The organism is Kurthia sp. Dielmo, from assembly GCF_000307285.2.
GTDB classification, from domain to species: domain Bacteria; phylum Bacillota; class Bacilli; order Bacillales_A; family Planococcaceae; genus Kurthia; species Kurthia populi.
In genome coordinates, this window is record NZ_HE578959.1 from 457,795 (window position 1) to 479,270 (window position 21,476).

The window sequence follows — 21,476 nt, forward strand, 5'->3', positions numbered from 1 at the left end:
TTTTTATTCTAGTCGATTTCATTGATTATCATTTACCTCATTAAAGTATCCTAAAATAAGACTACTACAGAGCACTTAAAATGGAATTATTAAGTTCCCACTATTATGCAATCGATTTCGAATAATTTGACTGAGTTATTTTTTGTAAACATATAAACAAAATTACATATTAACTAAATTACATTTGTAGAATGATACGTTCAGTTAACAACCGTCTAGTAGGTGATTTTGCGTTTTTGCATCCCCATTTCGTTCCTTTCAGTTTAACAAATTAAAAAAACACCTTTGCCTATGAAGCAAAAGTGTTTTACAACGCTATTCTCGTACCCACGCAAGACCAATCGTACCTTCGCCTGCATGAACACCTACTGCTGCTGATAATGGTGTTTTCATAAAATGAATGGCTGGATAGCTCGCTTCAAGCTCACTTTGCCATTTCGTTACTTCTTCATCATTGTTGCAATGAATAATCGCTACGTCTTTTACATCTGACTTCGCAATCGCCGCATCTAATTTTTCCATAACGGCTTTTTTCGCACGCTTTGTCGCACGTACTTTATGGATAACATTGCATACACCCTCATCATCATACGCAATAACTAATTTCATATTTAATAAATTGCTTAAAAACATCGCTGTCCCTGACACACGACCACTCTTATGCAAATTTTCTAAGCTCGCTGGAATAAACGCGAGCTCCGAGCGAGTCACCATTTCCTCAATCAATGACACAATGGCCTCAGGGGATTTACCTGCTGCCGCAAGCTCTATACCATACTCAAGCATGCGCTGCATTGGGTACGAGCCAATTTTTGCATTGATTGGATATGTTTTAAATCCAGCCTGCTCAGCAGCCATCGTCGCGCTCGCAAAAGTACCTGATTGCTTCGCTGATGTGTGAACCGCAATCGCACAATCGTAGCCCTCCGCCTTTAATTGTTCGTATAATGCCACATGTTCTCCAAAGCTCGGCTGTGATGTTTTCGGATGCTTTGCTGCTGTACGTAATTTCTCATAAAACTGCTGCTCCGTCATATCAATGGTTTCACGCAAGGCGCCCTCTTCAAAAACAACGTTCAGTGGCAAGACGTGAATGGCGTGATCTTTAATAAATTGTGCGCTCAAGAAGGCAGCTGTATCTGTAATCCAAGCAATTTTCATTTCAGTAACTCCTCATATTCTCTAGATAACTCCATGATATTTTCTGAAAGCGTTTTCCTATAGTGACAAATGTCATGTCATGTTAGTTGTCTATTTTTACCGTCATTTTTTAGACATTTTTAATTAGTCGATTTGCGATTTCTATTAAATAAAAAAAGCACTATTCCCAAACCAATTCATCGTTTAAAACAAATTCTAATGCGTTTAAGCAGTATTTCAGTCCATTTCACTCGTCAAGCGACAGCCTATCCGTTTTCTAAAAATTTTCAGCATTATTGGTATGACAAAATTACATAGCAGCAAATGAATGATTAAAAATCGCTCTTTCTCTCAAGAAGCGGGTTTTGAATACAACATATTCAAAAATAAGTGCCAACGCACAACTATTGTCTGATGAAACGAGCAGCTTTTATTAATGATTTTGCATAATCCGTCAACAAAAACAGTTATTTCGCGACACGCAAGCAAATAATGACGATTTTTGAGTTCCAAAAAGAGCGCTTTTATGCCAAATCAGCAGCTCTAAGGGGCCATTTCGAGCAAAAAGCAGCCCCTTTTTTTCACTTCAAAAAGCAAAATTCGCTCGCATAATAAAATTTATTGAAAAAACGACAATCAGACAAATTCGTCCGCTAATCGCCATATCCTTCGTGTGAAAAAGCCCCTTAAAAGCGTAAAAACGGGCAAAAAACACCCGCTAGAGACGCCGTAAAGGATGCTTTTTACTAGCTCTTCAGACAAAATAATTGTAACTATCGCCAAATATATAATAATGATTTGCGATACTAATCCTTAAAAGCAAATGACTAACACAAATACAGGTCATTTCACTTATGCATTGCACTTATTTAAAAATATGTCGTAGCTAAAACACGCTCCTTGGGGTGATCGGCCATTCGCAATCACTCGATTCAAATTGTTAGCAGTCACTTTAATGGAAACAAAAAAGGACTCCAAAACGGAATCCTTTTACGCTATAACATTTTTTGTGCAATAAAGACAACATTTTCTGAATGGCTATCTGCGGTACGCCAAGTGAAATCACCGTACACTTCTACATGAAAACCTACTTCCTCTAGTGATGCTTGCCACACATCAATTGGACGAAAACGCAAGTGTAAATCAACGGATTCAATTTCCTGCTCTCCATCAAATACCGCTTCATTAAATGAAAAAATCTCATTTTTATAGCCGCCATATGTTGTATGAACCTCATATGTTTTGTCATTTACATGCGCGATATCTGGTGAGCTATCACGCATCCACTGCTCCCATATACGCACATTCGGATTTCGCGTATCAAATACGAAGCGACCACCTGGCTTCAGTGAACGATATGCATCTTCTACGACCTGCTGCCAGGCTTCATCCGTTAAAAATACTTGCGATACATTAGCTGTCATTACGACCAAATCATACGCCGCTGTTTCAAGCGTCGTACTATCGCCCACACGCCATGTGACGTTTTCTGCATGTGGCTTTGTTTGTGCAACAGCCAATGCCTCCTCGTTTGGATCAATGCCAGTCACTTTCGAATCTTCTGCAAAGCGTAAAGTCAACCGGCCTGTCCCACAACCAAGGTCAGCCATCGTTTCTGGTTCATAGCGTTTTACAAGTCCACTAAAAAAATCATCATCTTTTGCCCAGCGATTGAGCACATCATATACTAACGGAATCATTTTGTCGCCTCCCATTCTTTTCTCCATTATTTTACAATGAAACAATAGTTTATTCCAATAAAAAACGAGCAACCATTTTGTGATGGTTGCTCGTTTTTATTAATATAATAAACTGATAAACGTATCAAAATCTTTTGCGACAAATGATAAATTATTACGTCTCATAAATAATTCCACTGCCTCTAGATCATTATCAAAGTCTTCTAATAAATGCTCTTCTGGTACTGCTTCCTCGTGTCGCCAAAAGACAATCTGTGGATGTATATCCTCCTCTGAAGTGTAACAGAAGCATATTAAATTACCAAATGGGTCAATCGCAAATGGTACAATCCCTGCCGGAAGGATACGAGGTCCTGCCAGTCTATACATAAAGAGCATGATGCTTTCATTTCCCTTGACTGATAAAAAATTACCAAATACACGTTCATAGCCATTTACCTGGAAGCGATAAAGAGAAAGATTGGAACCATGATGTTTTGAAAATACTACTTTAAACATTTCTGGTAAATGAACAAATAAGTCCTGCTCAATCTCTCTAACTGACGCAATTGGTACTTCGTCATTTGAATCAATAAAGGACACAGTTTCATCAGAATACTGCGGCTCAACAGGCTGTTCTTTATGGCCCCATATAATACGTCCACCGACATGTGGAACTGTATGAAAAGCGGAACTAACGAGCTCCATTTTTCCTGAGACCTCATGATGATGCCACACTAATTCGTGAATTTTCAATTTTCCTTGTTGGATATCCGCTAACTGACGCGCAGTAAAAATATCCTTTGATAGCTCACCTGAATCAAGCGCTTGCTGTAGTTGTTCAACGCAGGCCTGTGCTTGCATTAAATCGGTCGCATGATAGAGCTCTTTTGGTAGATGTGCGCTAAACTTTGTTGCATCGCCTTCAAAATGCGGAAAGCCTAAAAGATTATACGTCACACCTGTTTTTTCTGTCGTATCCTCTGTTTTTTCATGTTGCTCCACGGGTTCTGGCTGTTCATTGATAGATTCCATAGCTTCTACGTCTGCTAATACGGGTTGATTTCCTTGTTTCATAAGAACGATAATGCCCGCAATCATCGTAAATAGATTTCCTAAGAAGCCAGAGATTGTAAAATAAACTCCCCATTTTTTAGATAAACCTTCTGTATCTACTTTTTTATAGCCCTTTATCGCAATGATTGTTAAAATCAACGGCACAATAAAAATAAAAATGGTTTTAATACCAAAAAAGAAAAGCTCATAATTCTCCACGGGCTGTGTTGATGCAAAACGCATCGTCAAGCTTGTAATGCTAAGCCCATTGAATAATACAATAAATAAGCCGTAGCCAAGAATGCCCAGAATCAAAAATAGTTTTTCTGCTTTCATGCTGTAACTCCTTATTCATTCATTTATAACACATATACGCTTAAATACATATTTATCATATATAAATTATATATATACAATGTTACACATATATTATTCTGAAATATATAGCATAAAAATCCCTTTTTACTACGTCTTAATAGTTCAAAATAGCGTAAAAATGAAGAATGAAGTCGAGTTTTGTCAGCAAAAAACCCGCGTGTAACTAGTTACGTAATATGCATATTAAGTGAATATAAAAAACGTCCCATTGACGATATAACGTTTTACGAACATCATTATCTTTTCAAAACATCCATCACATAACATCGCACCGTAGAAAATTCCTGTGCGTCATAAGAAAAAGCTAATTTTTCCGCCACCTGCGCAGCAACTTCCTCAAATAATGTCATCATTATCTCAAGCGCTTCCTTCGTATGAAGCGGGTCCTGATACGTTGCTATGAGGCGTGACCACCATTCCTTTGATACATAGCGCGCCAAATATTTTTCATTTTTTCCAACACTGCACGAAAAATTCGTATCGATGCCAACATGCCATGTCATCATGAGTCGAAGCATCTCACGACAGCTCGCTAGATGATCTAGCGCATACAACGCTTCACCGCGCGCTTCGCCCTTTGCGACATATGTCGTCAGCCACCAAAATTCATTGCAGCAATCTCCAAACTCAAGCGCACTCGGCTTTTTCACCCAGTAGTCGCGGTCACTAGGCGCTGTTAAAGATATTTCTTCATCCTTATCTAGCAAAATCTGCGTCAAGCTATCCTCGTGACAATACGCCTGTTTTTCCTCTATTGGAATGAGCATCAAATCAAGGCGCTCGCCATTTTCAAAAAGCATTAAATAGCTAAAGCGCCCACCTAGCTCTGGAGGAAATAGCGTCATATTTTCAGGCGTTTGCATTATCAGGCGCTTACCAAAAATATCGATCCACTGCGCATCTGCTAAAAAACTCGCCATATCCGTCACTAGAAAAGCAATATCATAATCCTGAAATGCATCCTTTGGCGCGTTATCATTCGTCCGCGAGCCATTCATCGCTACCATACGCACGCGCTCATCCGCGTTCGCAAAGTTTAAAACCTTATCGAGCATTCCTTACCATTCCTTCATAAATTGTTGAATCCTCTGTTGAATGTCGAGCAGATGTTGTAGCGCTACGTCGACATTTGGCTCTCGCTGTTCTAGCGAATGATTCGCCCCGGGTATTTCTAAAAGCGTCGCCTTTTGCGCTAACCGCTTCACATGATCCGCACGGTAATGCCCATCCTCTGTTCCAATGACCACAAACATGGGCTTGTCGCTCGCAAGTAAGCCCTCTGTAAATCCTTCAAATTGTAGTAATGGCGTTAAAATAATAAAAGCGACTTCGACATCCCACTGTGCTGTCACATATGCATAACTTAGCGGTAGCGTACCAAGCGATTTCCCGTAAAATAAAATGCGCTCATACTGCCCCGCTTCAAGTACCTCATCAATAACAGAGGATACATCTGCGGTAATTCGCTCAGTTATCGTCGCTGTAGCTTGTGTAAAAAAAGCGTCATCATACTCATAATGCACCTGCACGGTATCGATGTTTTTCTCTTTCATTAGCATAGAACCGTAATACATTAATGGCTTGTCGTATGTATAATTTGTTCCTGAAAGCATCACACAAAGTGTCTTTGCGCCTCGTTTCTCATATGTATAGTGAATTCCTGTTTTTGATTGCATATCCTCACCTCCAATTCATCATACCATTTTTCCACAACATCTTTTAAAATGTGTTGCCTAAACAACAAACACCGGTAGCTGTCTGTTGATACCCTTTACAAAAGCGACGATAGTATAGATATACAACAGGTGTTGCTTATAAAACATCTGTCCAAGAAACTAGAGGAGGAATTCAAATGTTAGGTATTCATACAATTCAATCAATCGCATTACAACGTGGTGACGGACGCAATTTACGCTACGTATTACAACTTCAAGACCCAATGAAAAGTGACCCATTTATCATTTTAGCGGATGATAAATTCGCACATAATACATTTGCGGACCATCCACATAAAGGGATGCAAACGGTAACGTATGTGTTAGAAGGTAGCTTAACTCACTTTGATAGTAAAACAGGTGGCGGCGGTCGCTTAACAGAAGGCGACTTCCAAATCATGACGGCTGGACGCGGCATTATTCACAATGAAAATCCTGATGTAGGCGAAGAAGTACGTGTCCTTCAATTATGGGTTAATTTATCATCAGAAAACAAAAAACAACCGGGAAATTATCAAGATTTACCAAGCACAGATGTCCCTGTAAAAGACATCGCTGGTGGTCATGTGAAAGTATTTGCAGGTGATGTAGATGGTACGACTTCACCACTTGAATTAGTAACACCATTCGTTTTTGCAGAAGTACAGCTTGAAAAAGGCGCACACTATGACTTCCCTGTACAAGCAGGCTTTAACACGTATCTTTACGGCTTAGATGGTGCCTTCAACATTAACGGCGAAGCATTAAAAGCCTTTGATACCGTACAATTTGATACAGTAGACCATGCTGAAACGATTTCAATCGATGCAGCAGAAGATATGACACTTGTTATTTTCAGTGGCGAACCGATCAAAGAGCCTGTTGAAGCACAAGGTCCATTCGTTATGAATACGAAAGAAGAATTACACGAAGCCTTCGCAAGCTATCGTAATGGTACATTTTTAGAAGGCGCTCCGTATTAAGAAATAAAAACCAGGAATCCACGAATTCCTGGTTTTTTCATGTTATAATGGCGAAAATTCTGTTGGAGGACTGCTCATGCTAAAAGCTGTATTATTTGATTTAGATGGCACTTTATTAAACCGGGAGGCCTCTCTTAAAGCATTCATCGATGACCAATATGACCGCTTCGATGCATTAAAGGCTGTTTCAAAGGAGCGCTATTGCACGCGTTTTATCGAGCTCGACAACTACGGCTATGTATGGAAAGACCGCGTATATCAGCAACTTCTCAGTGAACTCCCCCCTTCTACGCTTACATGGCAGATGTTACTGGCAGATTATGTAGCCAATTTTCCGCGCCACTGCATCGCCTTTCCTCACCTTGAAGATATGCTGTATCATCTCACACAACAGCAAATCGCACTCGGTATTATTACGAACGGCTATCATGATTTTCAACTGGCGAATATTCAGGCACTCGGTATTGCACATTATTTTGACGTTATCCTCATATCAGAGTCTCAAGGCATTAAAAAGCCGAATCCCGCCATTTTTTTACGCGCGCTTGAAAAGCTACATGTCATGCCTTTAGAAAGTGTTTTTATTGGCGACCATCCGCTAAATGATGTGCAGGGCGCAAAACAGGTAGGTATGAAGGGCATTTTGAAAACAGACGCGCAGCAAAAAACGATAGAAGCGGACGCTGTACTAACGGATTATGCGACCTTGCCATCAATGCTAACGGCGTTGTTTAACTAGCATTGACATGTTTAAATTTTCCAATTAAACTAAGGACAACTTTAAAAAAGGTGGTCTTACTGATGGTGAAATTACGCTAACTCCTCTACAGCATAATGAAAGAGGAGGAAAAACAATGAATTTTATAGTAAAAGAAGATAAAAATATTCCAGTTAACCAGCTAGAAGCCTTATACAGCGATGTTGGCTGGACAGCTTACACATGCGACCTTGACTTATTACAGCAGGCTTGTCGTCAATCACTCGCCATCTTCTCAGCATGGCAAGAAGATAAACTGATTGGCCTTGTACGTGTCATTGGTGATGGCTTAACAATTCTTTACATTCAGGATATTTTAGTGTTAACGAGCCATCAAAACGAAGGCATCGCGACGCATTTATTACAGCTTACGCTTGAAAAATACAATCATGTACGCCAGCATGTATTATTGACAGAAGAAGCGCCAGATGTACGTCATTTTTATGAAAAAAATGGCTTTACATCTTGTGATAAAGGCGAACTAGTTGCCTTTGCTAAAATGAATGCGTAGGCGAAAAAATAGGCATAAAAAAGAAGGCATCATGTGAACACATGAATGCCTTCTTTTTGTTACGAACCGATAATCTACTAGCGCCAATAAAGTCTCAGAAGCTCATAAGTGACCAATCAGACGACCCACTGTAATAAAAACTAAGCACCATGAAAAGGCACCAATACTCGTATACATTGTATAAACGCTCATTTTCATATTCGATGTGCCGCAAAAATAACTAATAATTTGACGGAAGCCTGGAATAAAGCAACCAATTAAAATCGATAGATGACCATATTTTGCCATAAATTTCTTGACTCTTTTTTTCGATTTTTCTTTTACTCTAAGCCATTTTGACAACTTTCTTGTAAGGGGCTGCCCCGCCTTTTTGCCAACAACAAAACTAATAAACATTCCCGAAAACGCGCCCGCAAAGCTAATAATCAGTGCATAGCCATAATGAAGTGATCCAAACTTCGTCAAATAGCCAACCGCCAGTAGCAGTATTTCATCTGGCACAGGGATGCCCACAAGACCTAAAATCAAATTAACAAAAACAATCAGATACCCATATTGGGAAATTAACTCATGAACAAGCTCCATGTTCTACCTCCACAAATGCCTGCAACTTTTATATGTCATGACAAGCTACATAAACATTACCTCTATTAATGGTACCACAGCTAGTAGCGTCATACTTACTTCGATGACAATTTTCGCATTTCTTTTCAACGAAATGTGCAAGTGTACACTCACCGCTCCACTCTTTCAGCCTTTTGAATGAACTTTGTAACCTTCATTCCTAGGACCGAAGAAAGCATATTAACAGCATGCTATGTTGGTAGTAACAGAAGGCTAAAGGAGGCGCAAGATACATGAAAAAGATGGCATTTACAATTTTAAAAAACGATTCGACGGATGGAGATGGTGGCTTTGGTGTTGGGGTCATTGATTTAAACAATATCACACCAATCATTATCGACTGTGATAAGGACGAGGCTTACATCGATATTGACGCCTTACATGGTCGTAGCCAGATTGAAAAAAAGGTGCGCTTTTCACCAGATAAAGCTCATGCCACCGAAGATTATTATGCGTACTGGATTGTTTGGATGGCAATGGAAGTGAATGACAAAGGTCCTTATTATCATGCGATTACAGCAAGTGAAGTCCGCGTAGCCAAGTCCGAGCACCGCATTAAACTTGGCTACAAATCCTTACCGGAGCAAGTAAATTTTTTAGACCACGCGATGAAAGGCAAAACGATAATTGCGCATATGGATGCCCGTTCCAAGGAATTACTACGCGCTTTCTTGCAGCAAACAAATGCAGACTACTATGCCAATACACCGCATGACGTGCTACATTCTTTAGGAGGTGCGTAACATGGCTTTTGTAATTACGAGTGCTTGTCAAAATGAAAAAGCTGCCACCTGCCTTGCTGCATGCCCGGTTGATTGCATTGTCCTTGCCGGTACGCAGTATGTCATTGACCCAGATGTGTGTATTGACTGCGGCGCCTGCGAAACGGTGTGCCCAGTCGAGGCCATTTATCCACAAGAAGAGCTACCTGCTGATGAGCTTGGCGCCATTGATTTAGCAAGAAATTATTTTAAACCGTAAAAAAGGGTATCAGCTTGTCCATAAGTGCCTCCGATGCGGGAAAAACCAGCGCAATAAAGTCGCTGTGAACACCGTACAGGAGGATGATATTTTGCACTTTCTGACCGCACACAATCAACACTAGATTATTTCCACCCCTTTGTCGCAAAGGGGTTTTTTCATTCCTCAAAAAAAGACCTTCAACAGTCAACTGTTGAAAGCCTACTACTTTATTACAGAGCGTCAAATGGCCCATGTACATATTTAGCGGACACATAGCCGATTTTCCCTTTGTACACAACTTGATACCATTTTGCATTATCATAGCTTGTTAATGAAATTAATTTGCCGTCTTTATAGCTTCCAATTACTTTATATTTTGTACTCGAACCTGAACGAATATTTAAATTCGCACCACCTGTTTTTACGTAGCCAAGTGCTACTGCCACAGGAAGTTTTTTCACATAAGCTTTACTTACATAGCGTTTTACGCCTTTGTAAGATACTTGATACCATTTTGAATTAAAGCTTTTAATAACCGTTACCTTACTATTCTTTTTATATTGCCCAACTACTTTTGCTTTCGTACTTGCACTTGTACGGATATTTAGATGGTCCACCTGCGAATATTTCACCGTCGCTGCCTGTGCTTGTGTTGCAGATGATGGTGCTGCCGCATAGCTTAATCCAAATGCTGAAGTTGTGAGTGCTGTTGCAATTGCCCACTTGCTTAGTTTTTTCATGTAATACCCTCCAGAAAGAATTGTTTTGTAATTATTGGAAACTAATTACAGTATTCTGTTTCCCTATCTTTCCTCCTAAAAACCTTTTTTATAATAAAAAATGCTTATTCAAATAAAAGATGAATAATTTATTAATATTATGATATGTCTTTAGAATCATTATTGTTAACAAATAGGAAAATACTAATTTATTACCTATAAAAATTTAAAAAATGGATAATTAGCAATTATAAATAGTCTTTTAGAATTATTATAAATTAAATTAATTGTTTTTTATCCAAACAGCGTTATTATTTATCTATAAAAATCGTATATCTCGATCTGGTCTCTTCAGACCGATTTTGCCTCTAACAAATGTTAGAGGTTTTTTTGTATCTTTTTTACCCATTTCCACTCAGATAGCTTAAAATAGAACTATCTGAGTGGAAGAGGTAAAGATTTATGGAAAATATGCGTGCCACTGATGCTTTAAATGCGATGGATTTTTCCGATTTAGAAACACAGATTGAACGTCTAAAACAGAAAGAACTGATTATTAAAAATGAAACGGCCGCGAAAAAAACATTAGTCAAAGCCTCCTGAAAAATTTTTACCGAATGTTCATTTTGAGGACATTCATAATTTGTATAAATTTGATGCGAAAATACGACAAATTGTGTTAACAATTGCGCTTGCGATTGAAGAGGATTTAGCATCAATTTTAGCGCATATTGTCTCTGATACATATTGCAATCCCGCGAAACCAGAGACTTTCCGTAGTAAAGATAATGGCTATGAGGAAAGCTATAGCAACGACTGCGTCTACGAATTTACGACGGACTTAAAACACGCATTTGGTCATTATGTTATGAATAATATCGAATGGGTCCCGCTTGTATTAAAAGAAATGCATTTTAAGATTGAATACCTCAATAAATTAGAGCGTATAGAATTGGCGTAAATGATAAAGGATGCAAAATATACAATGTTAAAAACTATCGAACATGCATATGATTCGATGGGTTTTTATTTGACAAGTAAACTTGGCAAGAGCTATATTGATAATAACAAGTAAACTTGGCGAAAAGGAGATGACTCATATGCAAAAAGAAGAGCTATTACGCAAATACCGAAATGAGCAACAAGATGAAGGCAAGGATCACATCAATCATTCAGCAGACACAAAAGCATTTTATGGCATGCTAGTATTTGCTGTACTTATCATGGTCTATCAAGTATATACAGACGCGCCATTTGGTGATGTCCCAGCAATGCTCTATAGTTTTTTAGCAATTGGCAGCTTCTCTCGTTATCGAACAACTAAAGAAAAATATCATTTATATATGACTATTTTAAATGCAGCCATTTGTATTACTTTTATTGTTGGATATATCCTCCAAACTTGATAAATGGAGTTGATTGAAATGGATAAAGAGGAATTACAATTTAAAAATCATATTCGTACTGCACGAAAGGGTAAAAAAATGTCTCAAAGAGAGCTTGCTGAACTAATCGGCGTCTCAAGAAATACAATCAGCTCACTAGAAACAGGTCAATTCAATCCTACAGCGAAATTAGCCTTAATTTTATGTATCGCACTGGAGATGAAATTTGAAGAACTTTTTTATTTCGAATAAATGACATCAAAGGGTGCCCGGTCAATGACCGAGCACCCTTTTTATCTTTTTTTGAATGCGCTCTACATAAAGCCAACTGTTAAATAAATGGCCATTGCAAAAATAAAAATCGCAGCGCTTTTATTAAAAATGATCATCACTTTTCGCTGATTATGTAAATATTTCATGCGTGAGCCTGCCAGCATGAGTGCAAAAAACCAGACCCATGACACGATGATGCAGCTCGCGGTAAATAATACAAGCTCCGAGCCGCTATACTGCAAGGAGCTTGTGCCAATGACTCCTATAATATCGACTAATGCAGACGGGTTTAAAAAAGACACCGAGCAAGCAAATAAAATTTGTTTTTTGATAGGTAAGGCAGTACCATCCATTTCCCCACTCGGTGCTGAACGCCAAATCGATACACTCATATAGAGTAGAAACAAAACGCCACCAATCATCATCACCATGCGTAGCCACTCAAGCTGCATAATTAAAAAAGACAACCCCCCTACCGATAATAAAATCAAAATTGTATCACAAATTGAAGCGGTAATACTCGCAGGTAATGCGCGTATGAGTGACGGCTGTGTAGCGCCCTGTGTAAAAATAAAAACATTTTGTACGCCTAATGGCAAAATAAGACCCAATGCTAAAATAAATCCATGTATAATCGTTTCCAATTCTCTCACTCCATTTCCCTTTACTTTATCGCAGGCTATACTGGTAGAAAACGACCAATTGGTTGGTTATTTACCCAACCAATTTGAAAGGAGACCTTGACCTTATATGGAGTGGAAGCCTACAAAAGAGAGCTATCAAACGTATCATACACAAATTGTGAATTGGTTTACCGAGCGCATTGCCTGTGGTGATTTTCCAATCGGTATGAAATGTCCGTCACAGCGCGCCTTAGCTGTACAATTTGACGTCAATCGTAGCACCATCAACACCGCAATGGAGGAATTAAAGGCAAACGGCTTGCTTGAAACAGCTGTTGGCTGTGGTACATTTATTGCTCAAAATCCTTGGCCTTATTTGCTTTCTCAGCCAAAATGGCAGCAGCAAATTAACGCCAGTATCCATAAGCCAAACATCGAAACCATTCAATTAATTAATGATTATGAGCAAAGACAGGACATGATACGCTTAGGGACAGGCGAACTTGCATTAGAGCTTTTACCAACACAGGCACTCGAAAACTCGCTAAAAAACATCACCCTTTCCCCGCAAGCAATCGGTTATTCGGAGCCACAGGGCAATCAGGAGCTACGTGAAAATCTTTGTATTCATTTGAAAAAAAGAGGTATTGAAACAACAGCTGATAATATTTTGATTATTTCCGGTGCACTGCAGGCATTCCAGCTAACTGCTGTTGGATTATTAGAGCCGGGCTCATTTGTTTTCCAGCAAAAGGCTTCTTATTTAAATTCGATTCATCCATTTCAATCAGCGGGCATGCATCTGTACGGCGTCGATAATCCGTCGAATCTTCACGACACATTGGCGAAGCTGAAACGAAATCGTCATGGTCTTTTTTATGCGATTCCAACGCTCGAAAATCCAACGGGACGCATCTGGACGGAGAAAGAAAAAAGAGATGTGTATGATATATGTAGTAAGTTATCGATTCCGATACTTGAAGACGATGTGTATGGTGAATTGCTATTTGACGAAGCAAAAAGCCGCCCAATTAAAACCCTCGACCAGACAGGGCAGGTGCTTTATGTGGGCAGTGTTTCGAAAACGATCAGCCCCGGACTACGTATTGGCTGGATTGTCGGTCCTAAAACCGTGATTCGACGCTTGGCAGATATTAAAATGCAGACGGATTATGGCTCAAGTGCGATTTCACAGGCGATTTTAACTCATTGGCTAACGACGGGCCTATACGAAAAATCACTCGTTACCCTTCGACAGCAATTAAAAATACGTGCTGATTTTCTCGAACAGCTTCTTGTGAAATACTTCCATCACATTGCCACATGGACATCTCCAAAAGGAGGCTTTTATATTTGGCTGAAATTTTCAGAGCCCGTCATTACAAAAGCTTTATTTACGGCGATGCTTGAGCAAAAAATCATTATTCACCCCGGATATGTCTATCAGCCAAATGATTTTCATCATCTACGCTTATCCTATGCCTATGCCACTTTTGAGCAGATGGAAATAGGTATTCAAAAACTCGCTTCGATGCTGACGATATAGTGCATGAAAAGCCGCTCCTATCAGGATATGGCTTTTTATAAATATCCATTTTATGGTATAATAAATTGATAGCTTGGTAATAACCAGGGTGTCAAACTGAATTTTGCTGATGAAAAGAGGTGCACATTTGAAAACCAAAATAGCTTATTTATTTTTAACAATGCAATTATATATCGGAAGATTTCGTTTATTCGGCTATGCCCTATTAATAGAGGCATGCGTAGGTATTGGTGATGTCACAATTTTTTTAGCCTTTCCCCAACTATTTGTCTATGCCTTATTACTGAGTTTAACCATCATTATATGGAAAAAATGCCGTCCTTACCTGGCGCAAATTATTTTAAAAAAATCTGCACTCCTTACACCGACATTATGGCTATTCTCATGCGCCATTTTTCTAAACCACTTTATTTGGTTTCAGCCATATTAAAAGGTACCAAGCCATCTAACCGCTTCGTACCTTTTTCATTTTATTCATCTTCTCCCAAAATTAGCTGCCCGTCTTGATGAAACATATCAAATAGACTTTTAGACGTCACATCATGCTTTTTAATGTACTCAATGATTACAAGTAGAAGCCTTCGTGGGTTTCTTTCGTAATAAATCGTTTCTGTTTCAAATAATAAGATAGGTTGATTGAGCTCTGCATCTGATTTTGGTTTCGTTTTATATGCCCATTGTACTTCTGGAAAATGAGCGCGAATAGTCTCCGCAAAATAAATGGAAATATCCAATGCAAGTGCGTAATCTTCCTGATCTATCTCATAGGGATGCTCTAACAGACTTTCTTTTTCACTTTCGTACACAAACCATGGCAGGTCATCCCATGATTGAAAAATCTCCTCCAATTCTTCCTCCGAAAGTTTGTATAAATTGATAACAGACAAATACCAATCAAACAGGTGAATAAGTGACGCTGGCGAGAAATCCAGCTCGATTTTTCCTTGTGTTAACTGCTCTAGCACATTAAGTCGTGAAGGAATCTCAGAAATATACCAATCAAAAAATTGCTTCGCTTCACCTTTATTCATTTCTTCAAAATCTTTCATGTCAAAAGGCGGCGCAATAAGTGGATAATTTAACAAGACAAACACCCCATCTCTTAGGAACTTATATAATCGTATTCTATAGGCAATTGCACAATCCCTTCTTTTCGCAAAAATAGTATTTATTATAGACACATAGATTATTTCCAAGCGACTGTATTATTGAAAGAATCGATGCCTTCTTTTATACACTGCATTGAAAAGCTTAGGGAAATTGTTCGTGCGATGCCAACAGATCCTTTTGTTTTAGAACAAGGGAAAGACGTCGATTTCTATCTTTTCTTCTGGGGAACGATTTTTAATATACTGGATTTTTCTATTAACGATGTCTTGTAGCGTCAAATTTTTCATCTAACATCCTCTCCATTTCCCTATGCACAAATCAATTCAAATTCCTGATATAACGGCTCTTCTCCGTCCCACTCATGCAAAAGCTCATCCATTTCCGCTTCATTTAACATAGCATTCCCTCCTTTTTCTTGATGGATATAGTGGCAACATCGCCTCATATAACGCCTTCGAAAAAGGATGTTGTAATGTGTGAATCGAAGTATTTTCTTCTACAATTTCTCCATCATATAAAACATAAAAGCGGGTCGCCATTTTTTCTACGCTTCGTAAATCATGCGTAATGAATAAATACGATAACCCACGTTGCTCTTGCAATCGCTTTAGTAACACAAATATTTGTTGACGTATCATCATATCTAAACTGCTTACAGCTTCATCTAAAATGAGTAATTTAGGTTGTCTGCTAAGTGCTCGTGCAATCATCACACGTTGTTGTTGACCACCGCTTAAATCACTTGGATAACATGTTAATAGTTCTGATGAAAGCCCTACTTCTTCTAATAAGGCGCGTACTTGTTCATCAATCTGTTGTTGATGTGCATTACGGAGTGGTTCTGCAATACATTCAAAAATCGTCATTTGCGGATTGAGTGCGGCTTGGGGATTTTGAAAAACTAATTGTATCTCTTGTTGCCATACTGATTGAAAAGAGGTTGCTTGTTGGCCACAAAAAGATAGCATACCTGCATCTGCCTTTTCTAATCCCACAATTAGCTTCGCTAACGTACTTTTACCAGAACCACTTGGACCAATTAATGCCACACATTCTCCTTGTTCAATAAACAATGAAACTTGCTTCAAAATCATTTTTCGTGGCACTTTTCCCAAAAATTTTTGACGTGGCTGTGCATAACTTTTACAAAGATCATGTGCTTCAAATACGCTCACCATCTAGCCTCCATCAAACGCTTTGTATAAGGATGTTGTGGTGCATCAAAACAACGCCACACATCATTATATTCAACGATTTTTCCATCTTTCATTACAACAACAATATCCGCTATTTCCGCAATAACCCCTAAATCATGTGTCACAATAATAATGGCTGTTCCAGCTTCATCTGCTCGATGGCGTAGTAAACGCAAAATTTCTTTCTGATTCAATGTATCTAACGCTGTCGTTGGTTCATCAGCAATTAGGAGTGTCGCATCTAACACAATTTGTAATGCAATCATAACGCGTTGTAGCATTCCACCGGACAACTCAACAGGGTAACGTTTCATTACGTCTTCAGCATTCGATAATTGCACAGATGTTAGTGCTTCTAGAGCTTTTAAATGAGCTTCTTTTTTCGATAAAGGATGGTGGGCACAGAGCGTTTCAATAAAATGTCGACCAATTGTTTGAAGCGGATTAAATGCACTCATCGGATGCTGTGTAATCATTGAGACATCTCGTCCCCTTACGATCTTTTTACCATCATATAAAACATCCCCTTCGCACGTCATAGATGGGGGTAACAAGCCCATTATGCCATTACAAAGTGTCGATTTTCCGCTACCACTTTCACCGATTATTCCTAAAATCGTTCCAGCATCAACTGAGAAAGTGGCTTGAGATACAACTGTTTTCTGTATGGTTTGAATTGTTAAATTCTTGACCTCTAAAACACTCATCTTATATTCCTCCTCATACCATTTCCACTTAAATAAAAGAGCACAACAATACTCATAATTGCAAGACCAGGATATAAGGTCATTTCAGGGTACTGGCGAATATATTGTTTACCTTCATTAACCATCATGCCCCATTCAGGAGTCGGTGCTTGGACACCTAACCCAATAAATGAAAAACTAGATATTTCTAGTAATACCTTCCCCATATCAAGCGCTATAAAGGTCCACAATGTATGCTTAATATTGGGCCATAAGTGACGCTTAAATAACCAAAATCCTTTCGTACCGCTAAGCTTTGCTGCTGCTATATAATCTTGTTGTTTAACTGTTAATAACCAACTTCTGAAAATACGTGCATAATATACGGTTTGTGCAAAAGTTATGGCAATTATAATGTTTTTCAATCCTGCTCCAAGCATGCCAACTAATGCAAATGCTAAAACGACATTAGGGAAAGCCAGTAACATATCACAAATACGGATGAACCAACTATCGACCTTTCCACCTTTGCACACAGCTACAGAACTAATTAGTAAAGCCGCACTAACAGATAATCCCATAATTATAACGCCCGTACCTAAACAATAACGAATTCCCATTAACAAGCGAGAAAAAATACAACGTCCTAATTGATCTGTTCCAAGCGGGTATGTTGCAGAAGGTGCACTTAATTTTTTCGTAATATCTACATAAAGCGGATCATTTGGAACAAGCCAAGGTGCCAACAAACCGATGATGCTAATACATCCTAATAAAATTAAACTTATTTTTTGAATCATCGAGACACCTCTTTCAAACGTAAACGTGGATCTAATGCTTGTTGGGCAATATCCCCAAGCAACGTAAGCACACAATAACAACAAGCAATCATCATTACATACGCTTGGATAACTGGATAATCCCGATTGATAACAGATTCAATTAGGTAGCGTCCTAGACCTGGCCAACTAAAGACTTGCTCAACTACAATAGCTCCACCAATTAAACTTCCAAATGTTACAACTAGAAGCGGCAATAAACGAAGTAATAAATGTTGCGCATAATATTTTATAAGCGTTCTGTTCTTCACTCCTCGCACACGTGCATAATGCATAAACGAAGTTTGTTGTAGCTCTACTATTGTTTGTTGAATCAATTGACTAAATAATCCTATCGTTGGAATTGCTAATGTTAACGCTGGCAAAAAAAGATGTTGCCATGTGCCCATGCCATGAGATGGAAATAATCCCCACTTCAAAGAGCCCACATAAATAAATAAAAAGCCTAGCCAAAATACCGGTACGGATACACAACAGAGTGCAAAAAATTGCCCTACAATTTTAAGTAAACGCGATTTCGTCAGCACATTCATAACGCCAAGTGGAATGCTAATTAATACCGTTAATAAAAAAGATACGCATGCTAATAGAGCTGTCGCTGGAAGTTTTGCAAAAAGGTCTGTTGCAACAGCTTGTTTACTTACAAATGACGTACCAAAATCAAGTTGTATGACACCTCGTATCCACGTCACATATTGAATGATTAGTGGTTGATTTGTTCCTAATCGCGCACGCATAGCGTCTAATGATTCTTCAGTTGGCGCTGTGTGAGCCATACGTAGCATAACTTCTGCTGGTTCTACCGGAACAAGTCGAATCAATAAGAAGGTCAATATAGACACACAAAATAATGTTAATGGTATGTTACATAATCGTTTAAACAAGTAATACCTCATGATGATCTCCCCGTTTATAAAAAACAAAATCCGCGAATTATCACGGATTTTGCACTCATTATTTCAATTTCATTTGTTGATATGGTAAATCATATTCTGATGAACTTGGCTTAAAGTTTTTCATCGTCGGTTGTGTAATGACCAAATTTGTTTCATATGATAGCGGGAAGAATAGTGCTTCCTTATTAAGCTCTGTTAAAACATCTTTATACAATGTAGCGCGTTGTTTTTCATTCGTTGTTGTTAAAATTTGTTGCATTTTTTTATCCAATATTTTATGATCTTTTAATCCTAATTTTGCTTCATATACTGCATTTGCATTAGGTGTCGATGATTCATTCATAAAACTATGTGGATCTGTCGGTGGTCCATTTGTACGCCAAAAATTAATATCTGTCTCATCATTCATTAATTTTTCAAGTCCGACCATGACATCTGCGCCCTGCAGCGTCAACTCTATACCTACTTTAGCCAATTCCCCCTGCATTAATTCAGCCATTGGTTTTTGTACAGCATCTGTTGCAATATACATCAATTCTAATTGAAGCTTTTGTCCATTTTTCTCACGAATTGTCGAATCCTTTGGTAGTTTCCAACCCGCTTCATCTAATAATTTTTTTGCTTTTTCTACATCATAAGAAATGGTTTCTAGGTCGAAATCCGCATATGGAATATTGTTCCAGAAAATTTTATCTGCCACCATTTCTGTTCCATTTGTAATACTGTCAACCATTTGCTTTTTATTTATCGCATATTGAAAAGCTTGTCGAACCGAACGTTCTTTTAATGGACCTGATTGTGTATTAAATAATAACGCACGCGTTGACATCGGCTCAGAAATTTCCGTATGGTATCCTTGCGCTTTTAAATACTCATAGTTATCTAAACTAATAACGCCTCGTCCGTAAATCATATCTAATTCGTTATTTTCAAATGCTAATGCAATTGATTCTGCATCTGGTATAACGTTTATTTTAATTTCTTTAACAGGTGGTTTTTCACCCCAGTAATAGTCATTACGTTCAAAAATAGCATATTCGTCTTTTTTATATGTTTTTAATACCCACGGCCCTGTCCCTATAGGGCTTTTTATCGCTTTTGCTGTGTCATCACCAGCTGGGAAGCCTTCATCTCCTAAAAATCGAAATGGTCGAACAAATGCTAATTCATTTAATACAGGATAATAGGCTTCGTCCAATAGTAATTTCACTGTATAGTCGTCGATTTTTTTGAAATCTTTAATGTGGCGAACTAATCCCATCCATGAATGATCATCTTTATGTTTCATAATAGCATTCACATTTCGAATAACATTATCTGCATTAAATGTAGAGCCATCCGAAAATTTTACATCCTCACGTAAATAGAATGTATATTGTTTACCATCTTCTGATATAGCCCATTTTTTCGCAAGCATTGGTGCAATTGTACCGTCGTCATTATACGAAACAAGCGAATCATAAACCATTGCTTGTGCAGTCATTTGATTTGGTAAATAAGCATGTGGATTTAAAGGTCCTACATCAAGTGGCCATCCATATGTTAGTGTATTCTGCTGACTCGTTGCTTTTGTATTTTCATCTTTTGAACTAGATGTCGTGTTAGTTGAACATCCTGCTATAAGCCCTACTACGAATAATAGTGCTATCCATTGCCATCTATTTTTCATGTCAATCCCCTTATCATTTTTTCGCTCTAACATTATTATGAAATAAAAAACCACCCCCTGAAGTAGGGGATGGTTTTAATATGTAGTCTGTCATAAGGACAAAATTAGCATGCCATCCATCTCCCTATCTTTCGTAGTTCTGCAATGAATCTTTGTAACAAGCAGGCATTCTGGCTTATGATGAAAACATCACTTACAGTTGCGAGACAGCATAGGAATTACACCTATTTTCCTTTTAACCTTCCACGTCATTTAAATGAGAGAAGAACTTGAAACAGTCTGTATGAAATTCCCATTACTATAGCACACTATAAAATCTATCGTCAACGGCTTTTAAATAGTTCCTTTATTTCTGTAATAACTTACTAGAAGAACGCAAAAAGGAAGTAGAAAAAACATGTCTACTTCCTTTTTGTACATTTTTATTTAACTACGTCCTACTAACTCACGGCGTACAATTTCATAAGCCTGCATAATCAATTGCTGCTCTTGTGGATGGTCGTCCACTAATTCCGCTTGCATATCCTGCATTGTAGAATATACACCTGCTACCTGGTTGTTTAAAATCATTGTCCAAAATTGATCTACATACGTGTTTTCATTCATTTGTAAAACTCCTCATTTTTTATTTAACATAAGCCAAACAAAAAACGCTATTTCAATAAAGAAATAGCGCTGGATTTTTATGCATAGTCAAATAAGTGGCCTATCTTACACCACGATACTTTCGCACAAAACACCGCCTATTT

General features: G+C 38.3%; 25 protein-coding genes, 1 pseudogene and 1 riboswitch. Of the genes and pseudogenes, 11 read left to right on the forward strand and 15 right to left on the reverse strand.

Annotated elements, in window-relative coordinates; translation table 11 throughout:
- Nucleotides 1-315 precede the first annotated feature (315 nt).
- The 5 genes from KTHG_RS13380 to KTHG_RS13400 form a co-directional block, all read right to left on the reverse strand.
- A complete protein-coding gene (locus tag KTHG_RS13380; protein WP_126991596.1) occupies nucleotides 316-1,161 on the reverse strand; it encodes a DegV family protein in 846 nt (281 codons plus the stop codon).
- 974 nt (nucleotides 1,162-2,135) lie between these two features.
- Complete coding sequence (locus tag KTHG_RS13385; RefSeq protein ID WP_139994202.1) at nucleotides 2,136-2,840, reverse strand: class I SAM-dependent methyltransferase; 705 nt, start codon at nucleotides 2,838-2,840, stop codon at nucleotides 2,136-2,138.
- A gap of 99 nt (nucleotides 2,841-2,939) precedes the next feature.
- A complete protein-coding gene (locus KTHG_RS13390) occupies nucleotides 2,940-4,211 on the reverse strand; it encodes an HNH endonuclease (RefSeq protein ID WP_139994204.1) in 1,272 nt (423 codons plus the stop codon).
- Between the two features lie 278 nt (nucleotides 4,212-4,489).
- The gene (locus tag KTHG_RS13395) at nucleotides 4,490-5,308 is read right to left on the reverse strand and encodes an aminoglycoside 6-adenylyltransferase (protein WP_139994206.1); all 819 of its coding nucleotides are present in this window, start codon (nucleotides 5,306-5,308) and stop codon (nucleotides 4,490-4,492) included.
- 3 nt (nucleotides 5,309-5,311) lie between these two features.
- Nucleotides 5,312-5,929, reverse strand: a complete 618-nt coding sequence (locus tag KTHG_RS13400) for an alpha/beta fold hydrolase (protein WP_126991592.1) — start codon at nucleotides 5,927-5,929, stop codon at nucleotides 5,312-5,314.
- 176 nt (nucleotides 5,930-6,105) lie between these two features.
- Here KTHG_RS13400 and KTHG_RS13405 point away from each other — a divergent pair, with 176 nt between their 5' ends.
- The 3 genes from KTHG_RS13405 (at nucleotide 6,106) to KTHG_RS13415 (ending at nucleotide 8,198) form a co-directional block, all read left to right on the forward strand.
- Nucleotides 6,106-6,930: a pirin family protein gene (locus KTHG_RS13405; RefSeq protein WP_139994208.1), complete on the forward strand. Its 825-nt coding sequence runs from the start codon at nucleotides 6,106-6,108 to the stop codon at nucleotides 6,928-6,930.
- A 76-nt stretch (nucleotides 6,931-7,006) separates the two neighbouring features.
- Entirely contained in the window at nucleotides 7,007-7,669 is a 663-nt protein-coding gene (locus tag KTHG_RS13410; protein WP_139994210.1) for an HAD family hydrolase, read from the forward strand.
- A gap of 115 nt (nucleotides 7,670-7,784) precedes the next feature.
- On the forward strand, nucleotides 7,785-8,198 hold the full coding sequence (locus tag KTHG_RS13415) for a GNAT family N-acetyltransferase (RefSeq protein ID WP_126991589.1): 414 nt from the start codon (nucleotides 7,785-7,787) through the stop codon (nucleotides 8,196-8,198).
- Nucleotides 8,199-8,300: 102 nt separating this feature from the next.
- Here KTHG_RS13415 and KTHG_RS13420 read toward each other — a convergent pair whose 3' ends face one another.
- A complete protein-coding gene (locus KTHG_RS13420; RefSeq protein WP_126991588.1) occupies nucleotides 8,301-8,783 on the reverse strand; it encodes a DedA family protein in 483 nt (160 codons plus the stop codon).
- A 272-nt stretch (nucleotides 8,784-9,055) separates the two neighbouring features.
- Between KTHG_RS13420 and KTHG_RS13425 the strand changes: the two genes are divergently transcribed.
- Entirely contained in the window at nucleotides 9,056-9,565 is a 510-nt protein-coding gene (locus tag KTHG_RS13425; protein ID WP_139994212.1) for a YwhD family protein, read from the forward strand.
- A 1-nt stretch (nucleotide 9,566) separates the two neighbouring features.
- The gene (locus KTHG_RS13430; protein WP_126991586.1) at nucleotides 9,567-9,803 is read left to right on the forward strand and encodes a DUF362 domain-containing protein; all 237 of its coding nucleotides are present in this window, start codon (nucleotides 9,567-9,569) and stop codon (nucleotides 9,801-9,803) included.
- A gap of 212 nt (nucleotides 9,804-10,015) precedes the next feature.
- Here KTHG_RS13430 and KTHG_RS13435 read toward each other — a convergent pair whose 3' ends face one another.
- Nucleotides 10,016-10,525 carry an SH3 domain-containing protein gene (locus tag KTHG_RS13435; protein WP_139994214.1) on the reverse strand — a complete coding sequence of 170 codons (510 nt, stop codon included), beginning with the start codon at nucleotides 10,523-10,525 and terminating at the stop codon, nucleotides 10,016-10,018.
- 441 nt (nucleotides 10,526-10,966) lie between these two features.
- On the opposite strand from KTHG_RS13435, the gene KTHG_RS21310 reads away from it, so the two are divergent.
- From KTHG_RS21310 to KTHG_RS13450, 4 genes and pseudogenes are all read left to right on the forward strand, one after another.
- Nucleotides 10,967-11,107, forward strand: coding sequence for a hypothetical protein (locus KTHG_RS21310; RefSeq protein ID WP_186439608.1), 141 nt, complete (start codon nucleotides 10,967-10,969; stop codon nucleotides 11,105-11,107).
- A 10-nt stretch (nucleotides 11,108-11,117) separates the two neighbouring features.
- Nucleotides 11,118-11,465 (forward strand): annotated as a pseudogene (locus KTHG_RS13440) (Abi family protein); the annotation flags it as partial.
- A 139-nt stretch (nucleotides 11,466-11,604) separates the two neighbouring features.
- A complete protein-coding gene (locus tag KTHG_RS13445) occupies nucleotides 11,605-11,910 on the forward strand; it encodes a DUF6442 family protein (protein ID WP_139994218.1) in 306 nt (101 codons plus the stop codon).
- Nucleotides 11,911-11,928: 18 nt separating this feature from the next.
- Nucleotides 11,929-12,141 carry a helix-turn-helix transcriptional regulator gene (locus KTHG_RS13450; protein ID WP_139994220.1) on the forward strand — a complete coding sequence of 71 codons (213 nt, stop codon included), beginning with the start codon at nucleotides 11,929-11,931 and terminating at the stop codon, nucleotides 12,139-12,141.
- Nucleotides 12,142-12,203: 62 nt separating this feature from the next.
- Here KTHG_RS13450 and KTHG_RS13455 read toward each other — a convergent pair whose 3' ends face one another.
- On the reverse strand, nucleotides 12,204-12,806 hold the full coding sequence (locus KTHG_RS13455) for a LysE/ArgO family amino acid transporter (protein ID WP_139994222.1): 603 nt from the start codon (nucleotides 12,804-12,806) through the stop codon (nucleotides 12,204-12,206).
- Nucleotides 12,807-12,912: 106 nt separating this feature from the next.
- Here KTHG_RS13455 and KTHG_RS13460 point away from each other — a divergent pair, with 106 nt between their 5' ends.
- Together KTHG_RS13460 and KTHG_RS13465 are read left to right on the forward strand one after the other, a co-directional pair.
- The gene (locus KTHG_RS13460; RefSeq protein WP_139994224.1) at nucleotides 12,913-14,331 is read left to right on the forward strand and encodes an aminotransferase-like domain-containing protein; all 1,419 of its coding nucleotides are present in this window, start codon (nucleotides 12,913-12,915) and stop codon (nucleotides 14,329-14,331) included.
- A gap of 127 nt (nucleotides 14,332-14,458) precedes the next feature.
- Nucleotides 14,459-14,761, forward strand: a complete 303-nt coding sequence (locus tag KTHG_RS13465) for a hypothetical protein (protein WP_139994226.1) — start codon at nucleotides 14,459-14,461, stop codon at nucleotides 14,759-14,761.
- A gap of 40 nt (nucleotides 14,762-14,801) precedes the next feature.
- Here KTHG_RS13465 and KTHG_RS13470 read toward each other — a convergent pair whose 3' ends face one another.
- The 7 genes from KTHG_RS13470 to KTHG_RS13500 all read right to left on the reverse strand — a co-directional run bounded on the left by KTHG_RS13470 (nucleotide 14,802) and on the right by KTHG_RS13500 (nucleotide 21,333).
- Nucleotides 14,802-15,416, reverse strand: coding sequence for a hypothetical protein (locus tag KTHG_RS13470; RefSeq protein ID WP_139994228.1), 615 nt, complete (start codon nucleotides 15,414-15,416; stop codon nucleotides 14,802-14,804).
- A 411-nt stretch (nucleotides 15,417-15,827) separates the two neighbouring features.
- Nucleotides 15,828-16,616, reverse strand: a complete 789-nt coding sequence (locus tag KTHG_RS13475; RefSeq protein ID WP_222424347.1) for an ABC transporter ATP-binding protein — start codon at nucleotides 16,614-16,616, stop codon at nucleotides 15,828-15,830.
- Nucleotides 16,613-17,344 carry an ABC transporter ATP-binding protein gene (locus KTHG_RS13480; protein WP_139994232.1) on the reverse strand — a complete coding sequence of 244 codons (732 nt, stop codon included), beginning with the start codon at nucleotides 17,342-17,344 and terminating at the stop codon, nucleotides 16,613-16,615. Before KTHG_RS13480 ends, KTHG_RS13475 begins: the two co-directional genes overlap by 4 nt.
- The gene (locus KTHG_RS13485) at nucleotides 17,341-18,123 is read right to left on the reverse strand and encodes an ABC transporter permease subunit (protein ID WP_139994234.1); all 783 of its coding nucleotides are present in this window, start codon (nucleotides 18,121-18,123) and stop codon (nucleotides 17,341-17,343) included. The genes KTHG_RS13480 and KTHG_RS13485 overlap by 4 nt, the downstream gene beginning before the upstream one ends.
- Nucleotides 18,120-19,046 carry an ABC transporter permease gene (locus KTHG_RS13490; RefSeq protein WP_255512458.1) on the reverse strand — a complete coding sequence of 309 codons (927 nt, stop codon included), beginning with the start codon at nucleotides 19,044-19,046 and terminating at the stop codon, nucleotides 18,120-18,122. The genes KTHG_RS13485 and KTHG_RS13490 overlap by 4 nt, the downstream gene beginning before the upstream one ends.
- Nucleotides 19,047-19,116: 70 nt before the next feature.
- Nucleotides 19,117-20,727 carry a nickel ABC transporter substrate-binding protein gene (gene nikA / locus KTHG_RS13495; RefSeq protein WP_139994238.1) on the reverse strand — a complete coding sequence of 537 codons (1,611 nt, stop codon included), beginning with the start codon at nucleotides 20,725-20,727 and terminating at the stop codon, nucleotides 19,117-19,119.
- Between the two features lie 143 nt (nucleotides 20,728-20,870).
- A riboswitch (cobalamin riboswitch) is annotated at nucleotides 20,871-21,015 on the reverse strand.
- 138 nt (nucleotides 21,016-21,153) lie between these two features.
- A complete protein-coding gene (locus tag KTHG_RS13500; protein WP_139994240.1) occupies nucleotides 21,154-21,333 on the reverse strand; it encodes a hypothetical protein in 180 nt (59 codons plus the stop codon).
- Nucleotides 21,334-21,476: the final 143 nt, after the last annotated feature.